This window comes from Paenibacillus sp. FSL H7-0942 (assembly GCF_045040715.1).
GTDB lineage: Bacteria > Bacillota > Bacilli > Paenibacillales > Paenibacillaceae > Paenibacillus > Paenibacillus amylolyticus.
The window spans coordinates 2,409,669-2,423,057 of the sequence record NZ_CP150279.1; the positions used below are offsets into that span (position 1 = coordinate 2,409,669).

A 13,389-nucleotide genomic window follows, 5' to 3' on the forward strand; every position below is an offset into this window, starting at 1 on the left:
TGCGTTCATTTCCATGCTGTCTTAAGTTTAACATTCAAATCTGTTTTAATAAAAACGCGTTTACGCCTAAGAAAGCGGATGAATTTGCTTTCTCGGTATAAACGCGTTTCTCGTTTCTATGAGCAGAATGACTTTAACCAATCATTCGTGTTTGCTTTTATTCGACTGGTTAGTTTCGCTGTTGCCGGCTCCAGATTCTGAATTCTTGGATTGATCTTGAGGTGGTTCCGTTGCAGTGATATGAGTATGAGCGAGCAGAGCATGAGGTTCAATGGAGAAGCTGCCGCTTCGTTTTCCCTGAATCAGATATATAAGCAAGAACAGAATCATAAACATCACGGAATATCGATACATATCGGTATAACTGGTTATGGCCGCAATGGCGCCAAGAAGAAGGGCACCGGTCGCAATACCCAGATCCAGCGAGTTCAAAAACATACCATTAGCCATACCCCGTTGAGTAGGAGATACAACTTGAATCATCCAGGTCTGCAGAGACGACTGCATGGAACCATAACCGATTCCGTAGATAAAGGCAGCAATGAACAGGAGGGACATGGAGGTTGCATACGAGAGCAGAATGAGGCCGACAGCAACGAATATTGCCCCTGGAATGAGCAGTGCTTTTGGACCTTTATTGTCATAGATCCGTCCTGCAAATGGTCTAACCACTAACACGGCGAGTGCATTGAACAAAAAGAACAGCGCAGGATTGGCCAGATTGGCTTCCTTACCATACAAAACGATGAATCCAACAAGCCCACCATAGGTGATGGATAATAGGCAATTCAGCACACTGGGAAGAATCAGCTTGCGGTTGAAAGGTGTCTTCTGTTTTGGGTTGGACCCTGAAGCACTTGTTGTGGCTTGTGGCATAATGGTTGTACTGTTATCGGTTCTGACTGCTTTTTTTCGTGTCAGCGAATAACTCAGTGGATAGATCACAGCGAGGACACCCGCAGTACATAACATCAGGGTTACAAATCCAGCACCCTGGAGCAGAGTGACCCCAATGATTGGCCCCATAGACATAGCCAGACTAGTCGATAGACCAAAGTAACCCATACCTTCACCCATTCGTTTGACGGGCACAATGTCCGAGGCCATCGTTGGAAAAGCGGTACTGCTCATACCAAACCCGACACCAAACAACATTCTAAGCAACAAGAGCACAGCTATACCGGCAGCAAAATAATAGCCGAGCGTTGCCAGCAGGGCTACGGACAGGCCTATATAGATCATGGCGTTACGAAGACCCTTCTCCAGTGCTTTCGCGGAATAGAGACGGGCTGCAATAGCACTTAGTGCAAACAGACAGGTGAATAAACTTACTTCAAATGCATTGGCGTGAAATCGCTCCTGAACGTAGGACGGAAGCGGAGAGACAATCATGTGCAGTTGCAAGAACAACAAGAAGTTGCACAGCATCAGCAGTATAAAATCGGTAGTCCATAGTCTAACTTGTTGTGTAGATTGTTCTTTCATGATGATGTATTCCCCCTGAGTTGTGATTCATTACAAGTTGCGGTTAATGAGGGAAAGAGTATGTTTAAAAGCTTCCATCTGGTCTTCGGATATACCTTCAGCAAGTTCTTTATTCATTTCTCTTTCAATCGGAACGAGGATATCAATTAACGCTTTGCCTTCCGTGGTGAGATATAACAGATAGGCTCTGCGATCCTGTTCGCTGGTCCGACGTTCTACCCAGCCTTTTTTCTCAAGCAGATCAATAATCCGCGCAGTGGTGGGTTGGTCTTTGAAGACACGTGCAGCGAGCTCCTTCTGATTCACACCTTCACCGCGGTCAACATTAAAGAGAACAGAAAATTGCTCTGTCGTAATATCATAAGGTTTGAATCGCGTCGCAAGTAAAGCTACAGCTTTACGATGTGTGAAACCCAGCATGAATCCAACAGATTGTTCCAGTGTATAGTCCATGTGATTGCTAGACCTCGCTTCCATAATAAAATGTCCCAATTAATTAGTTGTTACAACAACTATATGTCAAACAAGTATTTTTGTCAAAATGAAATATTCTCATATCGAACGTACGTGTGCGCTGTGCAATCATCCAGAAATACTGTTAGAATAGTAATGAAACCGCTCTTATAGAATCGATGTCTAGCGTGCTTGAAAAATGGAGAAAACCAATTTGCTCTAACTGATGTTGGAGATGAACAAGGAGAGCTGTGTATGCTAAAGAATATACCCGCAATAATACCTCCAGAGTTACTCAAAATCATGTCCGAAATGGGCCATGGAGACGAGTTGGTTCTGGCGGATGGCAATTTCCCCGCAGCCAGTCATGCCAAGCGACTAGTACGTTGTGATGCACTGGGAGTTGTTGAACTGTTGGATGCAATCCTGCAATTATATCCACTGGATACCTATGCTGAGCGTCCCGCTGCTGTCATGCAGGTTGTGAAAGGGGATCAGGTGATCCCGATCATATGGGAAGACTACCGCCGGTTGATTGAAGAATATGAAGGCATCACGGATGCTTTTGATCATGAAGAACGATTTGATTTTTATAAACGTGCTTCGAATGCCTATGTGATTGTTGCAACTGGTGAGCGAGCGCAATACGCCAATCTGATTTTGAAGAAAGGCGTCATTTTCCCCGATGCTGATCCTGGTCAGGAACAACAGAATGCTGAATCGAACTGATTAATTACGGCGACGGAGCAGTGGATGCTTTGGTCGCCTTTTTTTATTTTTACCAATACGAAGTAAATATAACAAAACGTACAGAATTGGTATGGACTAGATAAGTAAGATGCAATCTGGAAGCGCGCACGAACGAATGTCAGCTCACAGCTCAAGATACTACAAACTTTGATGCAGATGATGAATGGGGAAAAGGGAAGGACTGTTTTACAATTGAAAGAAATACAAAGGAGGAGACGATGCTCTCCATCCCAGAGGAGTGAGTGAAATGCAGCACCGAATCAGACAAGCGGGTCTTCTTGATAGTAACGAAGTGGGACGTTTGTTCAATGAGTACAGGATGTTCTACAACCAAAATGCTGACATTGAGGCAGCACGTCAGTATATTAGAGAACGAATGGAAGGCCATGAATCGGTGATTTTGGTAGCAGAAAAGCCAATCTCGAATGGCTTTATTTGTAGTGGATTCGTTCAACTGTATCCCAGTTTCAGTTCGGTATCGATGGGGCCTGTCTGGGTGCTTAATGATCTATATGTGCATACGGATTATCGTCAGCAAGGCATTGCCAGGAAGCTCTTGCAAGCAGCCAAGCAATTGGCATCTGAGCGAGGAGTTCTTCGTATATCACTCTCAACTGAGTTAAGTAACAAACAAGCGCAAGCTTTATATGAATCCGAAGGATATGCACAAGATACCAAATTCATGTATTATGAACTTAATGTATAAGAGGTTGCTCAAAAAGACGCACTATATGAATGAATGGCACACTCGTGTCGTCGGCAACAAGGGAGGGGAGTCGCAACATGATGCAGTGGATTGCCATGATCACGATGTTAATTGATCATATAGGGGCTGTCTTTTTTCCACATATTATAGAGTTGAGGATCATAGGTCGTATCGCTTTTCCAATCTATGCTTTTGCAGTGTATATCGGTTATAAACATACACGAGACGTACAAAAATACATATGGCGGCTGTTCTGGATTGCGATCATATCACAGGTGCCGTTCATGGCTGCGTTTAATCATTATTCTCTGAACGTGGTGTGGACATTGTGGTCAGCCCTGTTGGTATTATTCGTTATTGATAAATTGCCATCCAAACTACTGGCGATTCCGATTGTAATTGGAGCAGGTTGGTTCATGGAAATTAGCCAAATGGATTACGGGATGTACGGATTGTTATTGGTTCTGTTATTCCGTTATTTCCAGGGTCCTGTACTTGTCGTAGCACATGTCGTGTTAAATGCACTATATCTTCTGCTGCATAACAGCTCTGTGCAAATGTATAGTGTGCTCGCAACCGCCGGCATTGCTATTGCTCAGTATTATCAAGCGGGATTCCGTATGAAGGGGCCACGTTGGGTCTGGCGTTATTTCTATCCAGCTCATCTTGCCATCATTGCAATTATCCGATGGGTCTAAAAGATTGATCCGGAATGAAGCCAAAAACAAAGAAGCCACTTTCATCGTCATTTACTGACGAGAAGGTGGCTTCTTTGTTTTCATTTGTGTTATTTATGATTATTGCTAATGTACGAAGTGTTGAAAATAAAGAACTTACTCCATTGCTGTAGAAGTGCCGTTATGGCGCCGGATTGCAGACGGGAAATATCCAATCTGAACGGCGTAGTCTAACATGGCGGAGATGAAGCGATCATCTGTTTTTGCACATGAGATGCCAGCAGGTTCCACATAAGCCGTTGTGACAGGGCAAGCATAGACATATGCTGAATCCTTCGCACCGTCGCCTTCAAGCTGTGCAATAGCCAACTGAAGAGCTTCCGGCTCTTTGCTGATGCTCGCATCGAACAACCAACGTGTGTAATCGGCGAAAGGTAGCGTTTCGACTTCGTAACCAGCCCGATTCACAGAACGGATCAGCTCATCATAACAGATGGGCTCCGGATTACAGATGTGGAATACACGACCGGCGGTATCCTGACGTAAGGCCAGATGAACGATAGCTTCACTTGCATAGTTGATCGGTGTAAAATCAACCATCCAGTCAGCCGCAGGAGCCTTGCCGAGCAATAACATCGCTTTGATCATACGATAAAAGGCGTTGCTATCAATATTGGACTGGAAGCGTCCAGTTTCGGAGTGGCAAGTGAGATTACCTGCACGATAGATGCTGACAGGTACACCTTCCTCTGCCGCAATCATGAGCACTTTCTCGGCTTCAAGCTTGCTGTCCGAATACAGGTTGTCCACATGCAAGTCAGCCGGGAACCGATCATATTGCAGGGAAGATTCCCATTGTCCGCTGAGTGCCAGATCTTCCGGAATACCCATCGTGGATACATGGTGGAAGGAAGCACCTGGTTTGCTACGAATCAAGTCTAGCAATGCGACCGTTCCTTCCACGTTTGTTTTGGCGAACTGATCGGCATCGCCGAAATGACGTACGTCTGCAGCGCAGTGGATGACACGGTCAATTCGATCCTGAACATAAGCCCTTTGTTCATCGGACAGACCGAGATTAGGTTGTTCGAGATCCCCTTCAATAATCTCCACGCGAGTGGAGATTTGGTCAGTCAGTTGTTTGCCGAAATATCCTTCCAGCACGTTAGTCAAACGTTCCATTGCAGTTATTCCATTGGAAGGTCGACGAACAAGGGTGTAGATTCGTGTACTGGAATTCAGAATTAACTGTTGCAGCACATGAGAGCCCAGATAACCAGTCGCTCCGGTCAGTAACACATGCTCAGGTTCACGAATGAGCGGATAACCCAACTGGGATGTTAGCTCCACAGGGTGTTCGGATAGTTGTGTAATCATACCTTCGGTCACCACTGAATCCGTAACTACTGCTGCACTGAGAGACAATGCTTCCACACGACGAGCGAGAGCGCGGACTGTTTTCTCGGCAAAGAAGTCGGCAATGTTCAGTTGCGGATAATGTGGCTTCAGAATGACCAGTACATGAATGACCCGGAGTGAATCCCCACCGATATTGAAGAAACTGTCTTCGACACCGAAGTCATCGTGCTGAAGGATTTCTTTCCATGCGTCCAGGATAATGGATTCCGTCTCCGTCTCAGGCATGACCCGGTCAGGGCGATCTTCATGTCGTTCCACATGAGGCAGGGATACCATCGCTTTGCGATTGATTTTTCCAGTTGGTGCAATCGGCATTTCATCCAGCTGACAGATCCACTTTGGTACAAAATAAGAAGGAAGTTTCTCCGTCAGTTCTGCCTTGATGTCCATAACAGAGAGGGTACTGCCATCTTTCGATGTAAAGTAACCAACCAGCATATTTTGTCCGTCGGATTCTTTTTTCGGAATGACGGCAACGTTCTGGATCTGATCAAGCCGTGCAAAGTGATCTTCAATCTCCCCGATCTCAATCCGGTGACCACGAATTTTTAGTTGAGAGTCACTGCGACCAACATATTCCAGCAAACCGGTATCCAGCAATTTGGCAATATCGCCAGACTTGTAGATTTTCTCACCTATCGCAAACGGGTTCTCAATGAATGCTTGCTCTGTACGTTCTGGCTGATTCAGATAACCTTTGGCCAATGCAGGGGTAGCAATATATACCTCACCAGGTACACCTGCCGGACAGAGCTGTTGTTCTTCATTCACAATGTATACTTTGTAGTTATGAATCGGTTTACCGATAGGTATGTTCACCACATGTTCGGGAACCTGCTCACTGATGCGGTGAGTAGTTGTGGCTACTGTACATTCGGTAGGTCCGTACACATTAACAATATCAATCTGGTTTCCAAATTTGCGCTGGAAGGCACGAACCTGTTCACCATAGAGTGCTTCCCCGGCTACAGTAATGATTCTGACTTTGGCAAGCTTGTGGAAACCTTCATCGGATAAGTAGGAAGCAAGCTGATTGAAGAAAATCGTAGGCAGTATCGTAATGATGGTTGTTCCTGTCTGTTCAATTGCACTTGCGAATTCTTCAACGGATACACGTTCTTCCGCAGACAACAGATATAATTCTGCTCCATAGAACAAGGCGCCAATGGTATCCCACACGGATGCATCAAAGCTGTATGTAGCAAACTGGGTTAATACATCACCTGGTTGAATGTCACAATCACGCTGAACCACACTGCCAAGATTGGTTACACCCCGGTGGGCAATCAGTGCACCTTTGGGTTTACCGGTCGACCCTGACGTGTAGATAATATACGCAAGATCATCCGGCTGAATATCCAGATTGGGGTTACTTGCTGCAAATCCGGCTAAACGACCATCCACAGAGAGAATCTGACGGACCGTAGCTATACTGGAGAACAAGCTGGAAGCTTGGGCATAAGAAGCTTCCGTTGTCAGCACGAAGGAGGACGCCGTATCTTCCACGATATAACTGTTACGTTCTTGTGGATGCTCAGGATCGATCGGAACATATGCACCACCTGCCTTCAGAATACCAAGCAGGGAGATGATCGTCTCCAGACTTCGATCCATAAAGATACTGACGAATTCACCTTTCTGCAATCCATTGGATAACAGAACACGTGCAACCTGATTAGCTCGTTCATTCAATTCCCTGTACGTATAACTTTTGGATGGAGATGTTATCGCTGGTAAATCTGGATATGCCGCTGCCGTTGCTTCGAACCAGCCATGAACCGTTTGATTCTCTGGTTCGAGAACAGAAGTATCATTCATTTCACGGTAAAGCAATCGATCTGAGGCGGAAAGAATATCTACCGTACCGATTGCTTTCTCACCGTCACGCACAAGAGCGAGTAGAAGAGTCTGATAATATTCTGCATATCTCAGCACGGTAGACTCTTTCAATAATGAACTATCATAGAACAGATCGAGGATGAGCATGTTCTGATCATCTCGAACGTTCCAATTTAATATTTGAGGAGCTTGAGGCAACTGTACACTATTCAGCATAAAAAACGATTCAGGGTATCCACCGTTTTGCAACGTGTATTCAATCTTGAGCTGCTCTGTAACTTGATGACATAGTTGGTTGAAGGTCAATTTCCCCTGAATCTGTAATGAAAGATAGGAACCTGCCTGATCGGGGGAGAGTATACCTATGGCAAGTTCCTGTTCAGCTGACAATCGGAATAACAAGGCTGCATAAGCTGAGAGGAGTACCGGGTACACCATCTGTTCTCCATACTTCTGTTTAAGTTCACGGCTCAGAGAAGCATGTAATGTGATTTGAGCAGACTGATAAGAGAATGATTGTTGACGTCGCCCAAAATCCAGTGGAATCTGCAAAACTGGCAAGCTAGATTCCATGGAATGGGAAGAAGATGGTTGGTTTTCAATCACTTCAGTTATTCCTCCTTGGTTCAAACCGAATGTTTGTGGATTTGAATTATTGTTTGCTTACATTGAAATGAGAGATCAATTCTTGGAGTTCCTCAGACATACTGTTAAGGCGTGTGGAGGAGTCTACCAGTGTTATCAAAGATGCTTTTTGCTCATCAACAGATGAGGAAATTTGTTCACTGCTGTTTGCTGTCTTGCTTACGCTTGAAGACAAGTCGTCCGCTGTAGCGGTCATTTCCTCCGTACCCGCAGAGATTTCTTCTGTCGCGCTTGATACTTCCTGAATCTGATTAGATACTTTTTTCGCTGCTTCTAAAATATCTTCGAACAGTTGTCCTGTTTGATCGGCTACGCTGAGTCCTGTATCTACTTCTGACGTACCTTGTTCCATTGCACGTACAGCTTGTTTAATTCCAGCTTGAATCTCTTGGATCAATACGCCAACCTGGCTGGTTGCTTGTTCAGACTGCTCGGCAAGTTTGCGTACTTCACCTGCAACAACTGCAAATCCTCTTCCTTCTTCACCAACACGAGCTGCTTCAATGGAAGCATTAAGAGCAAGCAAGTTGGTCTGGCTGGAGATACCCGAGATGATATTGAGAATATCGCCGATTTCCTGTGAACGACTCTCCAGAACCTCAATGGCAGAAGCGGTATTCTTAACCGATTCCGTAATCAGATTCATCTGTTCAGACACCTGACGGACAACGCTGTTACCTTGTTGCGAACGACGTTCCATCTCATAGGCTTCATCCGCTACACTTGCCGAGCTGCTGGCAATCGTCTGGATTACGGTAGCCATCTCGGACATGGCACGTGCACTATCCCGGGTTGCCTGTTCCTGTGAACGAATGTTGGAAGTGATTTGAGTTACATTATTATTGATAGAATCTGCATTCTCACTGTTGCGCTCGGAAACTTCATATAGCTCTTTGGCAGACTGATTTACTTCTTGTGACGTGATTTGCACTTTAACGATAGTATCGTTGATTTTGCGAACCATGGTGTTGAACTTCTCGTTAACGAGTCCCAGATCGTCTTTGCCTGTCGGAATGTTGACATTCAAATTACCCCGACTTACGTCATCAATTCCTTTGATCAAGTGACGGATAGGGGAAAGTGTGTTTTTAACTACAAGGTATTGGATAATCAGGAATAACAGCAAGAAGGCCACAAGGATGATAATTCCGTTTTTGAGCAAGGAGTTTAGTCCCGCGGGTACGGCTGATGCATCTGCATCAACGGCAAAATATGAGAAAATCTTTCCGTTGCTGTCTTTGATTGGATATGCAATGGTTGTCCATGTTCCGAAATCATCGGAATAAAATGTTGTGAATGTTGGGCGATCCGTATTAAGCATTTCTTTCAGTGCATTGGCTACAACGACCGGCTGCTCATACATGTCACCAATATTTACGTTCTCACTTTGAAAAGCCTCTCTTAGGTTGGTTGGCATCGCTACAAGGGAAGTTAATCTCTTGTTATCGCCACCGAGCTCAACACCGAAGATGTAGGCTTGTGCAATGTTAGGATAATATTCTTGCATCTCATCGAAATACGCTCGTAATTTCGTTTGTGTTGCTCCATCATAGCTACCTTCCGTAATAGCAGCTTGTACCTCGGCAGGATTGATATCTTCAGCCCATTTTTTGGTAATTTGTTCCACCTGTCCATGCAGCTGTTCAACAAGAACTGTTTTTTGAAAATAGTAACTGCTTGCGATAAGTGCTACCCCGATGATAACGATATTGGTAAATGAGAGTAACAAATTTTTGGAGAAAAAAGACATGCTTTTCCAACTTAATGATTTCACTAAATTCCACTCCTGATCTTCTTTAAATTAAGAAACTTTAGGGTTGCATTGGTACAGTGAACTAGATCATTCCGTGATCCCCTCCAAAGGAAATTTATGCGACCATGGTCTTGGTTTATCAGTCGCTTTCGTAGAGACTTATGTACCGTATGAACCATAGGTGTCTAATTATTAAAACACATCTATAATTAATATGTCGTATAAAATGTCGTTAAATTGAATAGTATCGTTAAATTTTTTTTAATATTTTACGTATTTATGGACATATCAGATGGTTTATAGGTATTTAGAACTGTTTATTTTAAAATTTCCCATTTTTTAGCTTCATTCTGTATTCTATAACATGGTGGGTAAAAATACATCCTTCAACAAAACAAAAATATGATGGCAGAGATGCAACAGAAGGCACGGATATACATCGGAAGCGGTTTTATCTATAATAACTACATATGCATTTCTCAAATTATGAGCAGCGGGGGTTTATAGATGAATCTTAAACAGATAGCAGCAGAGCGTGCGGCAGAATATGTTGAAGATGGAATGAAGGTTGGATTGGGTACAGGTTCAACAGCTTATTATGCCATCTGCCGGATCGGTGAGCGGGTACGTGATGGATTGAACATTCAAGCGGTTGCCACTTCAGAGGCTTCGGACAAGCTTGCCCGTGAATGGGGGATTCCCATCGTCCCATTTGACCAGATTGGACGTCTGGATCTGACCATTGATGGTGCTGATGAAGTTGATCCCGAATTTAACCTGATTAAAGGGGGGGGCGGGGCTCTTTTGCGTGAGAAAATCGTGGCGGCCAATAGTGACAAATTGATTATTGTAGCGGATGGCAGCAAAGCCGTGCAAAAGTTGGGGAAATTCCCGCTTCCAGTTGAGGTGGTTCCATTTGCTTCTGAGTGGACCTTCCAGGCGCTCGAAAAATTGGGGTGTCAACCACAGTGGCGGATGGATGGACAGCAACGTTATCTGACAGACAACGGAAACCTGATAGCAGATTGCCACTTGGAGGCGATTGATCACGCTGCGGACCTTAATGTTCAATTGAATATGTTACCAGGTGTTGTTGATAACGGACTATTTGTTGATATGGCTAGTACAGTCATTCTTGCCAATGCGGATGGAAGTATCGAAGAGCTTCATCGTTCTTAATATGGAAGAGGGTGATTTTCATCGTATGAAAGAACTGCCAATCGTTGATGGTGAACTTGTACTCAGGTGTGTGGAGAAACAGGATCTGAAAGAACTCTATGAATTGATCTACAGTGATGACGTACCTGAATGGAAGCAATGGGATGCACCCTATTACCCACTTAAACACGAAAGTTATGAAAGTTTTGAACAAGGTATGCTCAAACGTATGGACGTAGATCCAGGCGATTCCAGACCCGTATCAATCCGTATTATTGAATCCGACAGACAAATTGTGGGTACAATCAGCTATTACATAGAAGATGAGTTATCCATGTGGCTGGAAATGGGGATTGTAATATACAGATCTGTCGAGTGGGGACGCGGGGTTGGCACACGCTCACTTGTCATGTGGTCAAGTCATTTGTTCGAACAGATGCCTTTGGTTCGGGTTGGATTGACTACTTGGTCTGGTAATGAACGTATGATGCGTGCGGCTGTGAAAGCCGGATTACAGGTGGAGGGGCGAATGCGGAAGTGTCGTATCGTTCGCGGACAGTACTATGATTCAATTCGTATGGGGATGCTCCGTGAGGAGTGGGAGCAGAAGCTGGCCCCTCATACGAGCCGAAATGTAAACAACTGATGGAGGATTATTGAAATGCTGAACACGGAGGACAACCGGGAACTGTCTTTACAATTATTCGTGGTTCTTGTTCGGGCCTACAATTCTGTGACCTCACGTTCCAATCGGGACATTCAGAGTCACGGACTGAATACGACAGAATTTGGTGTGCTTGATTTGTTATATCATAAGGGACCACAGGCATTGCAAAAGATTGGTGAAAAGGTGTTAATGTCTAGTGGTAATATTACGTATGTTGTAGATAAGTTGCAAAATAAAAATCTGCTGTTTCGTCGACCATCCAAGGAAGATCGGCGTGTCATTTACGCTGAGTTAACCGAGGAAGGAAGAGAATTGTTCACACAGATATTTCCTCAACACCATCAGGTCATCATTGATGCTTTGGAAGGACTTGACCCTTCCGAGAAAGTAGCTGCGATTAAGATGTTGAAGAAGCTGGGACTGGCGGCAGAAGGGAAAACTGACTTGCGTTCATAACGCAGGTCAGTTTTTTTTGTGGATCTTGAAAAGTACAGGTATATACTGGCTGACTGACTTGCAAGGCCCTCCATAATATAGGAAGATTGTTCTATACATTCATCGTGTGTAAAACATGATTATCGAAAGTTCATGTATAATGGAACATAACGATTAAGAGCGGAATGGATGGATTGGATCAAGTAGAAGAACCTATCCCGATTGCAAGTTAGCTAACATCAATCTCATTCTGGATTAGTCACGAATGAAGATTGAGTGTGATGCGGGTATGAGGAGGGGTGCATCTATGAGTCATCAAGAAGCAGGAGAACGTTTGCTCCAAGAATCTGCGAACTTAGCTGATAAAATAACGGAGAAACAGTATCTCAGACAGCCCGATTTACTTGAGCGATTTGGCGAGAATGGAAAAATGCGAACCAAACAGGATTCGGAGTATAGCTTGAACTATTTGGCAGAAAGTACGCTCGTACAGAGTCCAGGTCTGTTTACTCATTATATTGCCTGGCTGAAAGTTCTACTTGAGGGTTATAAGGTATCACCAGAAGACCTGGCGATTAATCTCAATCTGATCAAAGAGACATTGGAAGAAGAATTTGACCATCCGTCAAAGGCACTTCTGCTCGAGTATCTGGAGATGGGAATATATAGAACAACACATATGGAGTCACAAGCGGGTTACATCAACGAATCCATGCCATATGGAGATGCCGCGCAATCGTACTTACAGTGCTTGCTTGAGAATAAACGGAAAGAAGCCTTTGAGATCATTGAAGCCCAGTTAGAAGCCGGGGTGACAATTCGAGATATTTATCGATATATCTTTCAGCCCACCCAATATGAAATTGGACGATTGTGGCAATGTCATCGTATCAGTGTGGGGCAAGAACACTTTTGTACGGCAACGACCCAGTCATTCATATCACGTCTTTATTCCCGCTGGCTGATTCATACGGGTCAGGATAAAAAACTAGTGGCTACCTGTGTAGGCAGTGAGCAACATGAGATCGGACTGCGTATGCTCACAGATGTGTTCGAGATGGAAGGTTGGGATACGCACTATCTGGGAGCCAATGTTCCCAATGGAAGTGTCATAGAGGCTATAGAGCGGCATCAGGGCGATGTTGTTGCGATTTCAGTTACGATGACGTATCACCTTCATCTGGCCAAAGAGTTGATTCATCTGATCCGTCATCATCCAGCAACGGCACATGTGAAGATTATGGTGGGGGGATATCCCTTTAATATTGATCAGGAGTTGTGGAAAACGATAGGAGCTGACGGTTATGCTCCAGGAGCCGATGAAGCGATAGCGGTTGCAGAACAATTACTGTCTCAGCCAGTTACATGTAATTATCTTGATATGGTTAGGGATTAGGAGAGG

Annotated in this window: 11 protein-coding genes; 7 read left to right on the forward strand and 4 right to left on the reverse strand. The window is 44.4% G+C overall.

The window, feature by feature from the left end; genetic code table 11:
- Positions 1–141: 141 nt before the first annotated feature.
- Positions 142–1,485 carry an MFS transporter gene (locus MHI48_RS10890; protein ID WP_076326899.1) on the reverse strand — a complete coding sequence of 448 codons (1,344 nt, stop codon included), beginning with the start codon at positions 1,483–1,485 and terminating at the stop codon, positions 142–144.
- A 30-nt stretch (positions 1,486–1,515) separates the two neighbouring features.
- Positions 1,516–1,938, reverse strand: a complete 423-nt coding sequence (locus MHI48_RS10895; RefSeq protein WP_017689281.1) for a MarR family winged helix-turn-helix transcriptional regulator — start codon at positions 1,936–1,938, stop codon at positions 1,516–1,518.
- A 255-nt stretch (positions 1,939–2,193) separates the two neighbouring features.
- Here MHI48_RS10895 and MHI48_RS10900 point away from each other — a divergent pair, with 255 nt between their 5' ends.
- The 3 genes from MHI48_RS10900 to MHI48_RS10910 all read left to right on the forward strand — a co-directional run bounded on the left by MHI48_RS10900 (position 2,194) and on the right by MHI48_RS10910 (position 4,092).
- Positions 2,194–2,667 (forward strand): RbsD/FucU family protein, encoded by a 474-nt coding sequence (locus MHI48_RS10900; RefSeq protein ID WP_036609525.1) that lies wholly within the window; start codon positions 2,194–2,196, stop codon positions 2,665–2,667.
- Between the two features lie 268 nt (positions 2,668–2,935).
- Positions 2,936–3,394: an N-acetyltransferase gene (locus tag MHI48_RS10905; RefSeq protein WP_076326898.1), complete on the forward strand. Its 459-nt coding sequence runs from the start codon at positions 2,936–2,938 to the stop codon at positions 3,392–3,394.
- A gap of 77 nt (positions 3,395–3,471) precedes the next feature.
- Positions 3,472–4,092, forward strand: coding sequence for a TraX family protein (locus MHI48_RS10910; protein WP_245837949.1), 621 nt, complete (start codon positions 3,472–3,474; stop codon positions 4,090–4,092).
- Positions 4,093–4,227: 135 nt separating this feature from the next.
- Here MHI48_RS10910 and MHI48_RS10915 read toward each other — a convergent pair whose 3' ends face one another.
- Together MHI48_RS10915 and MHI48_RS10920 are read right to left on the reverse strand one after the other, a co-directional pair.
- Positions 4,228–7,902 (reverse strand): non-ribosomal peptide synthetase, encoded by a 3,675-nt coding sequence (locus tag MHI48_RS10915; protein ID WP_076327379.1) that lies wholly within the window; start codon positions 7,900–7,902, stop codon positions 4,228–4,230.
- A gap of 79 nt (positions 7,903–7,981) precedes the next feature.
- Positions 7,982–9,724, reverse strand: a complete 1,743-nt coding sequence (locus MHI48_RS10920; RefSeq protein ID WP_036610901.1) for a methyl-accepting chemotaxis protein — start codon at positions 9,722–9,724, stop codon at positions 7,982–7,984.
- A gap of 510 nt (positions 9,725–10,234) precedes the next feature.
- Here MHI48_RS10920 and rpiA point away from each other — a divergent pair.
- From rpiA to MHI48_RS10940, 4 genes are all read left to right on the forward strand, one after another.
- Complete coding sequence (gene rpiA / locus MHI48_RS10925; RefSeq protein WP_047842431.1) at positions 10,235–10,906, forward strand: ribose-5-phosphate isomerase RpiA; 672 nt, start codon at positions 10,235–10,237, stop codon at positions 10,904–10,906.
- On the forward strand, positions 10,875–11,531 hold the full coding sequence (locus tag MHI48_RS10930) for a GNAT family protein (protein ID WP_338708403.1): 657 nt from the start codon (positions 10,875–10,877) through the stop codon (positions 11,529–11,531). Before rpiA ends, MHI48_RS10930 begins: the two co-directional genes overlap by 32 nt.
- 15 nt (positions 11,532–11,546) lie before the next feature.
- Complete coding sequence (locus MHI48_RS10935) at positions 11,547–12,008, forward strand: MarR family winged helix-turn-helix transcriptional regulator (protein WP_036670259.1); 462 nt, start codon at positions 11,547–11,549, stop codon at positions 12,006–12,008.
- Positions 12,009–12,294: 286 nt separating this feature from the next.
- A complete protein-coding gene (locus MHI48_RS10940) occupies positions 12,295–13,383 on the forward strand; it encodes a B12-binding domain-containing protein (protein ID WP_076318470.1) in 1,089 nt (362 codons plus the stop codon).
- Positions 13,384–13,389 lie beyond the last annotated feature (6 nt).

What these genes read in the sequence shown, in the direction of transcription:
- MHI48_RS10920 (WP_036610901.1), bottom strand. Translation starts at nt 9,724, where the DNA reads ATGTCTTTTTTCTCCAAAAATTTGTTACTCTCATTTACCAATATCGTT.
- MHI48_RS10890 (WP_076326899.1), bottom strand. Translation starts at nt 1,485, where the DNA reads ATGAAAGAACAATCTACACAACAAGTTAGACTATGGACTACCGATTTT.
- MHI48_RS10935 (WP_036670259.1), top strand. Translation starts at nt 11,547, where the DNA reads ATGCTGAACACGGAGGACAACCGGGAACTGTCTTTACAATTATTCGTG.
- MHI48_RS10895 (WP_017689281.1), bottom strand. Translation starts at nt 1,938, where the DNA reads ATGGACTATACACTGGAACAATCTGTTGGATTCATGCTGGGTTTCACA.
- MHI48_RS10940 (WP_076318470.1), top strand. Translation starts at nt 12,295, where the DNA reads ATGAGTCATCAAGAAGCAGGAGAACGTTTGCTCCAAGAATCTGCGAAC.
- MHI48_RS10915 (WP_076327379.1), bottom strand. Translation starts at nt 7,902, where the DNA reads ATGGAATCTAGCTTGCCAGTTTTGCAGATTCCACTGGATTTTGGGCGA.
- MHI48_RS10930 (WP_338708403.1), top strand. Translation starts at nt 10,875, where the DNA reads ATGGAAGTATCGAAGAGCTTCATCGTTCTTAATATGGAAGAGGGTGAT.
- MHI48_RS10900 (WP_036609525.1), top strand. Translation starts at nt 2,194, where the DNA reads ATGCTAAAGAATATACCCGCAATAATACCTCCAGAGTTACTCAAAATC.
- rpiA (WP_047842431.1), top strand. Translation starts at nt 10,235, where the DNA reads ATGAATCTTAAACAGATAGCAGCAGAGCGTGCGGCAGAATATGTTGAA.
- MHI48_RS10910 (WP_245837949.1), top strand. Translation starts at nt 3,472, where the DNA reads ATGATGCAGTGGATTGCCATGATCACGATGTTAATTGATCATATAGGG.
- MHI48_RS10905 (WP_076326898.1), top strand. Translation starts at nt 2,936, where the DNA reads ATGCAGCACCGAATCAGACAAGCGGGTCTTCTTGATAGTAACGAAGTG.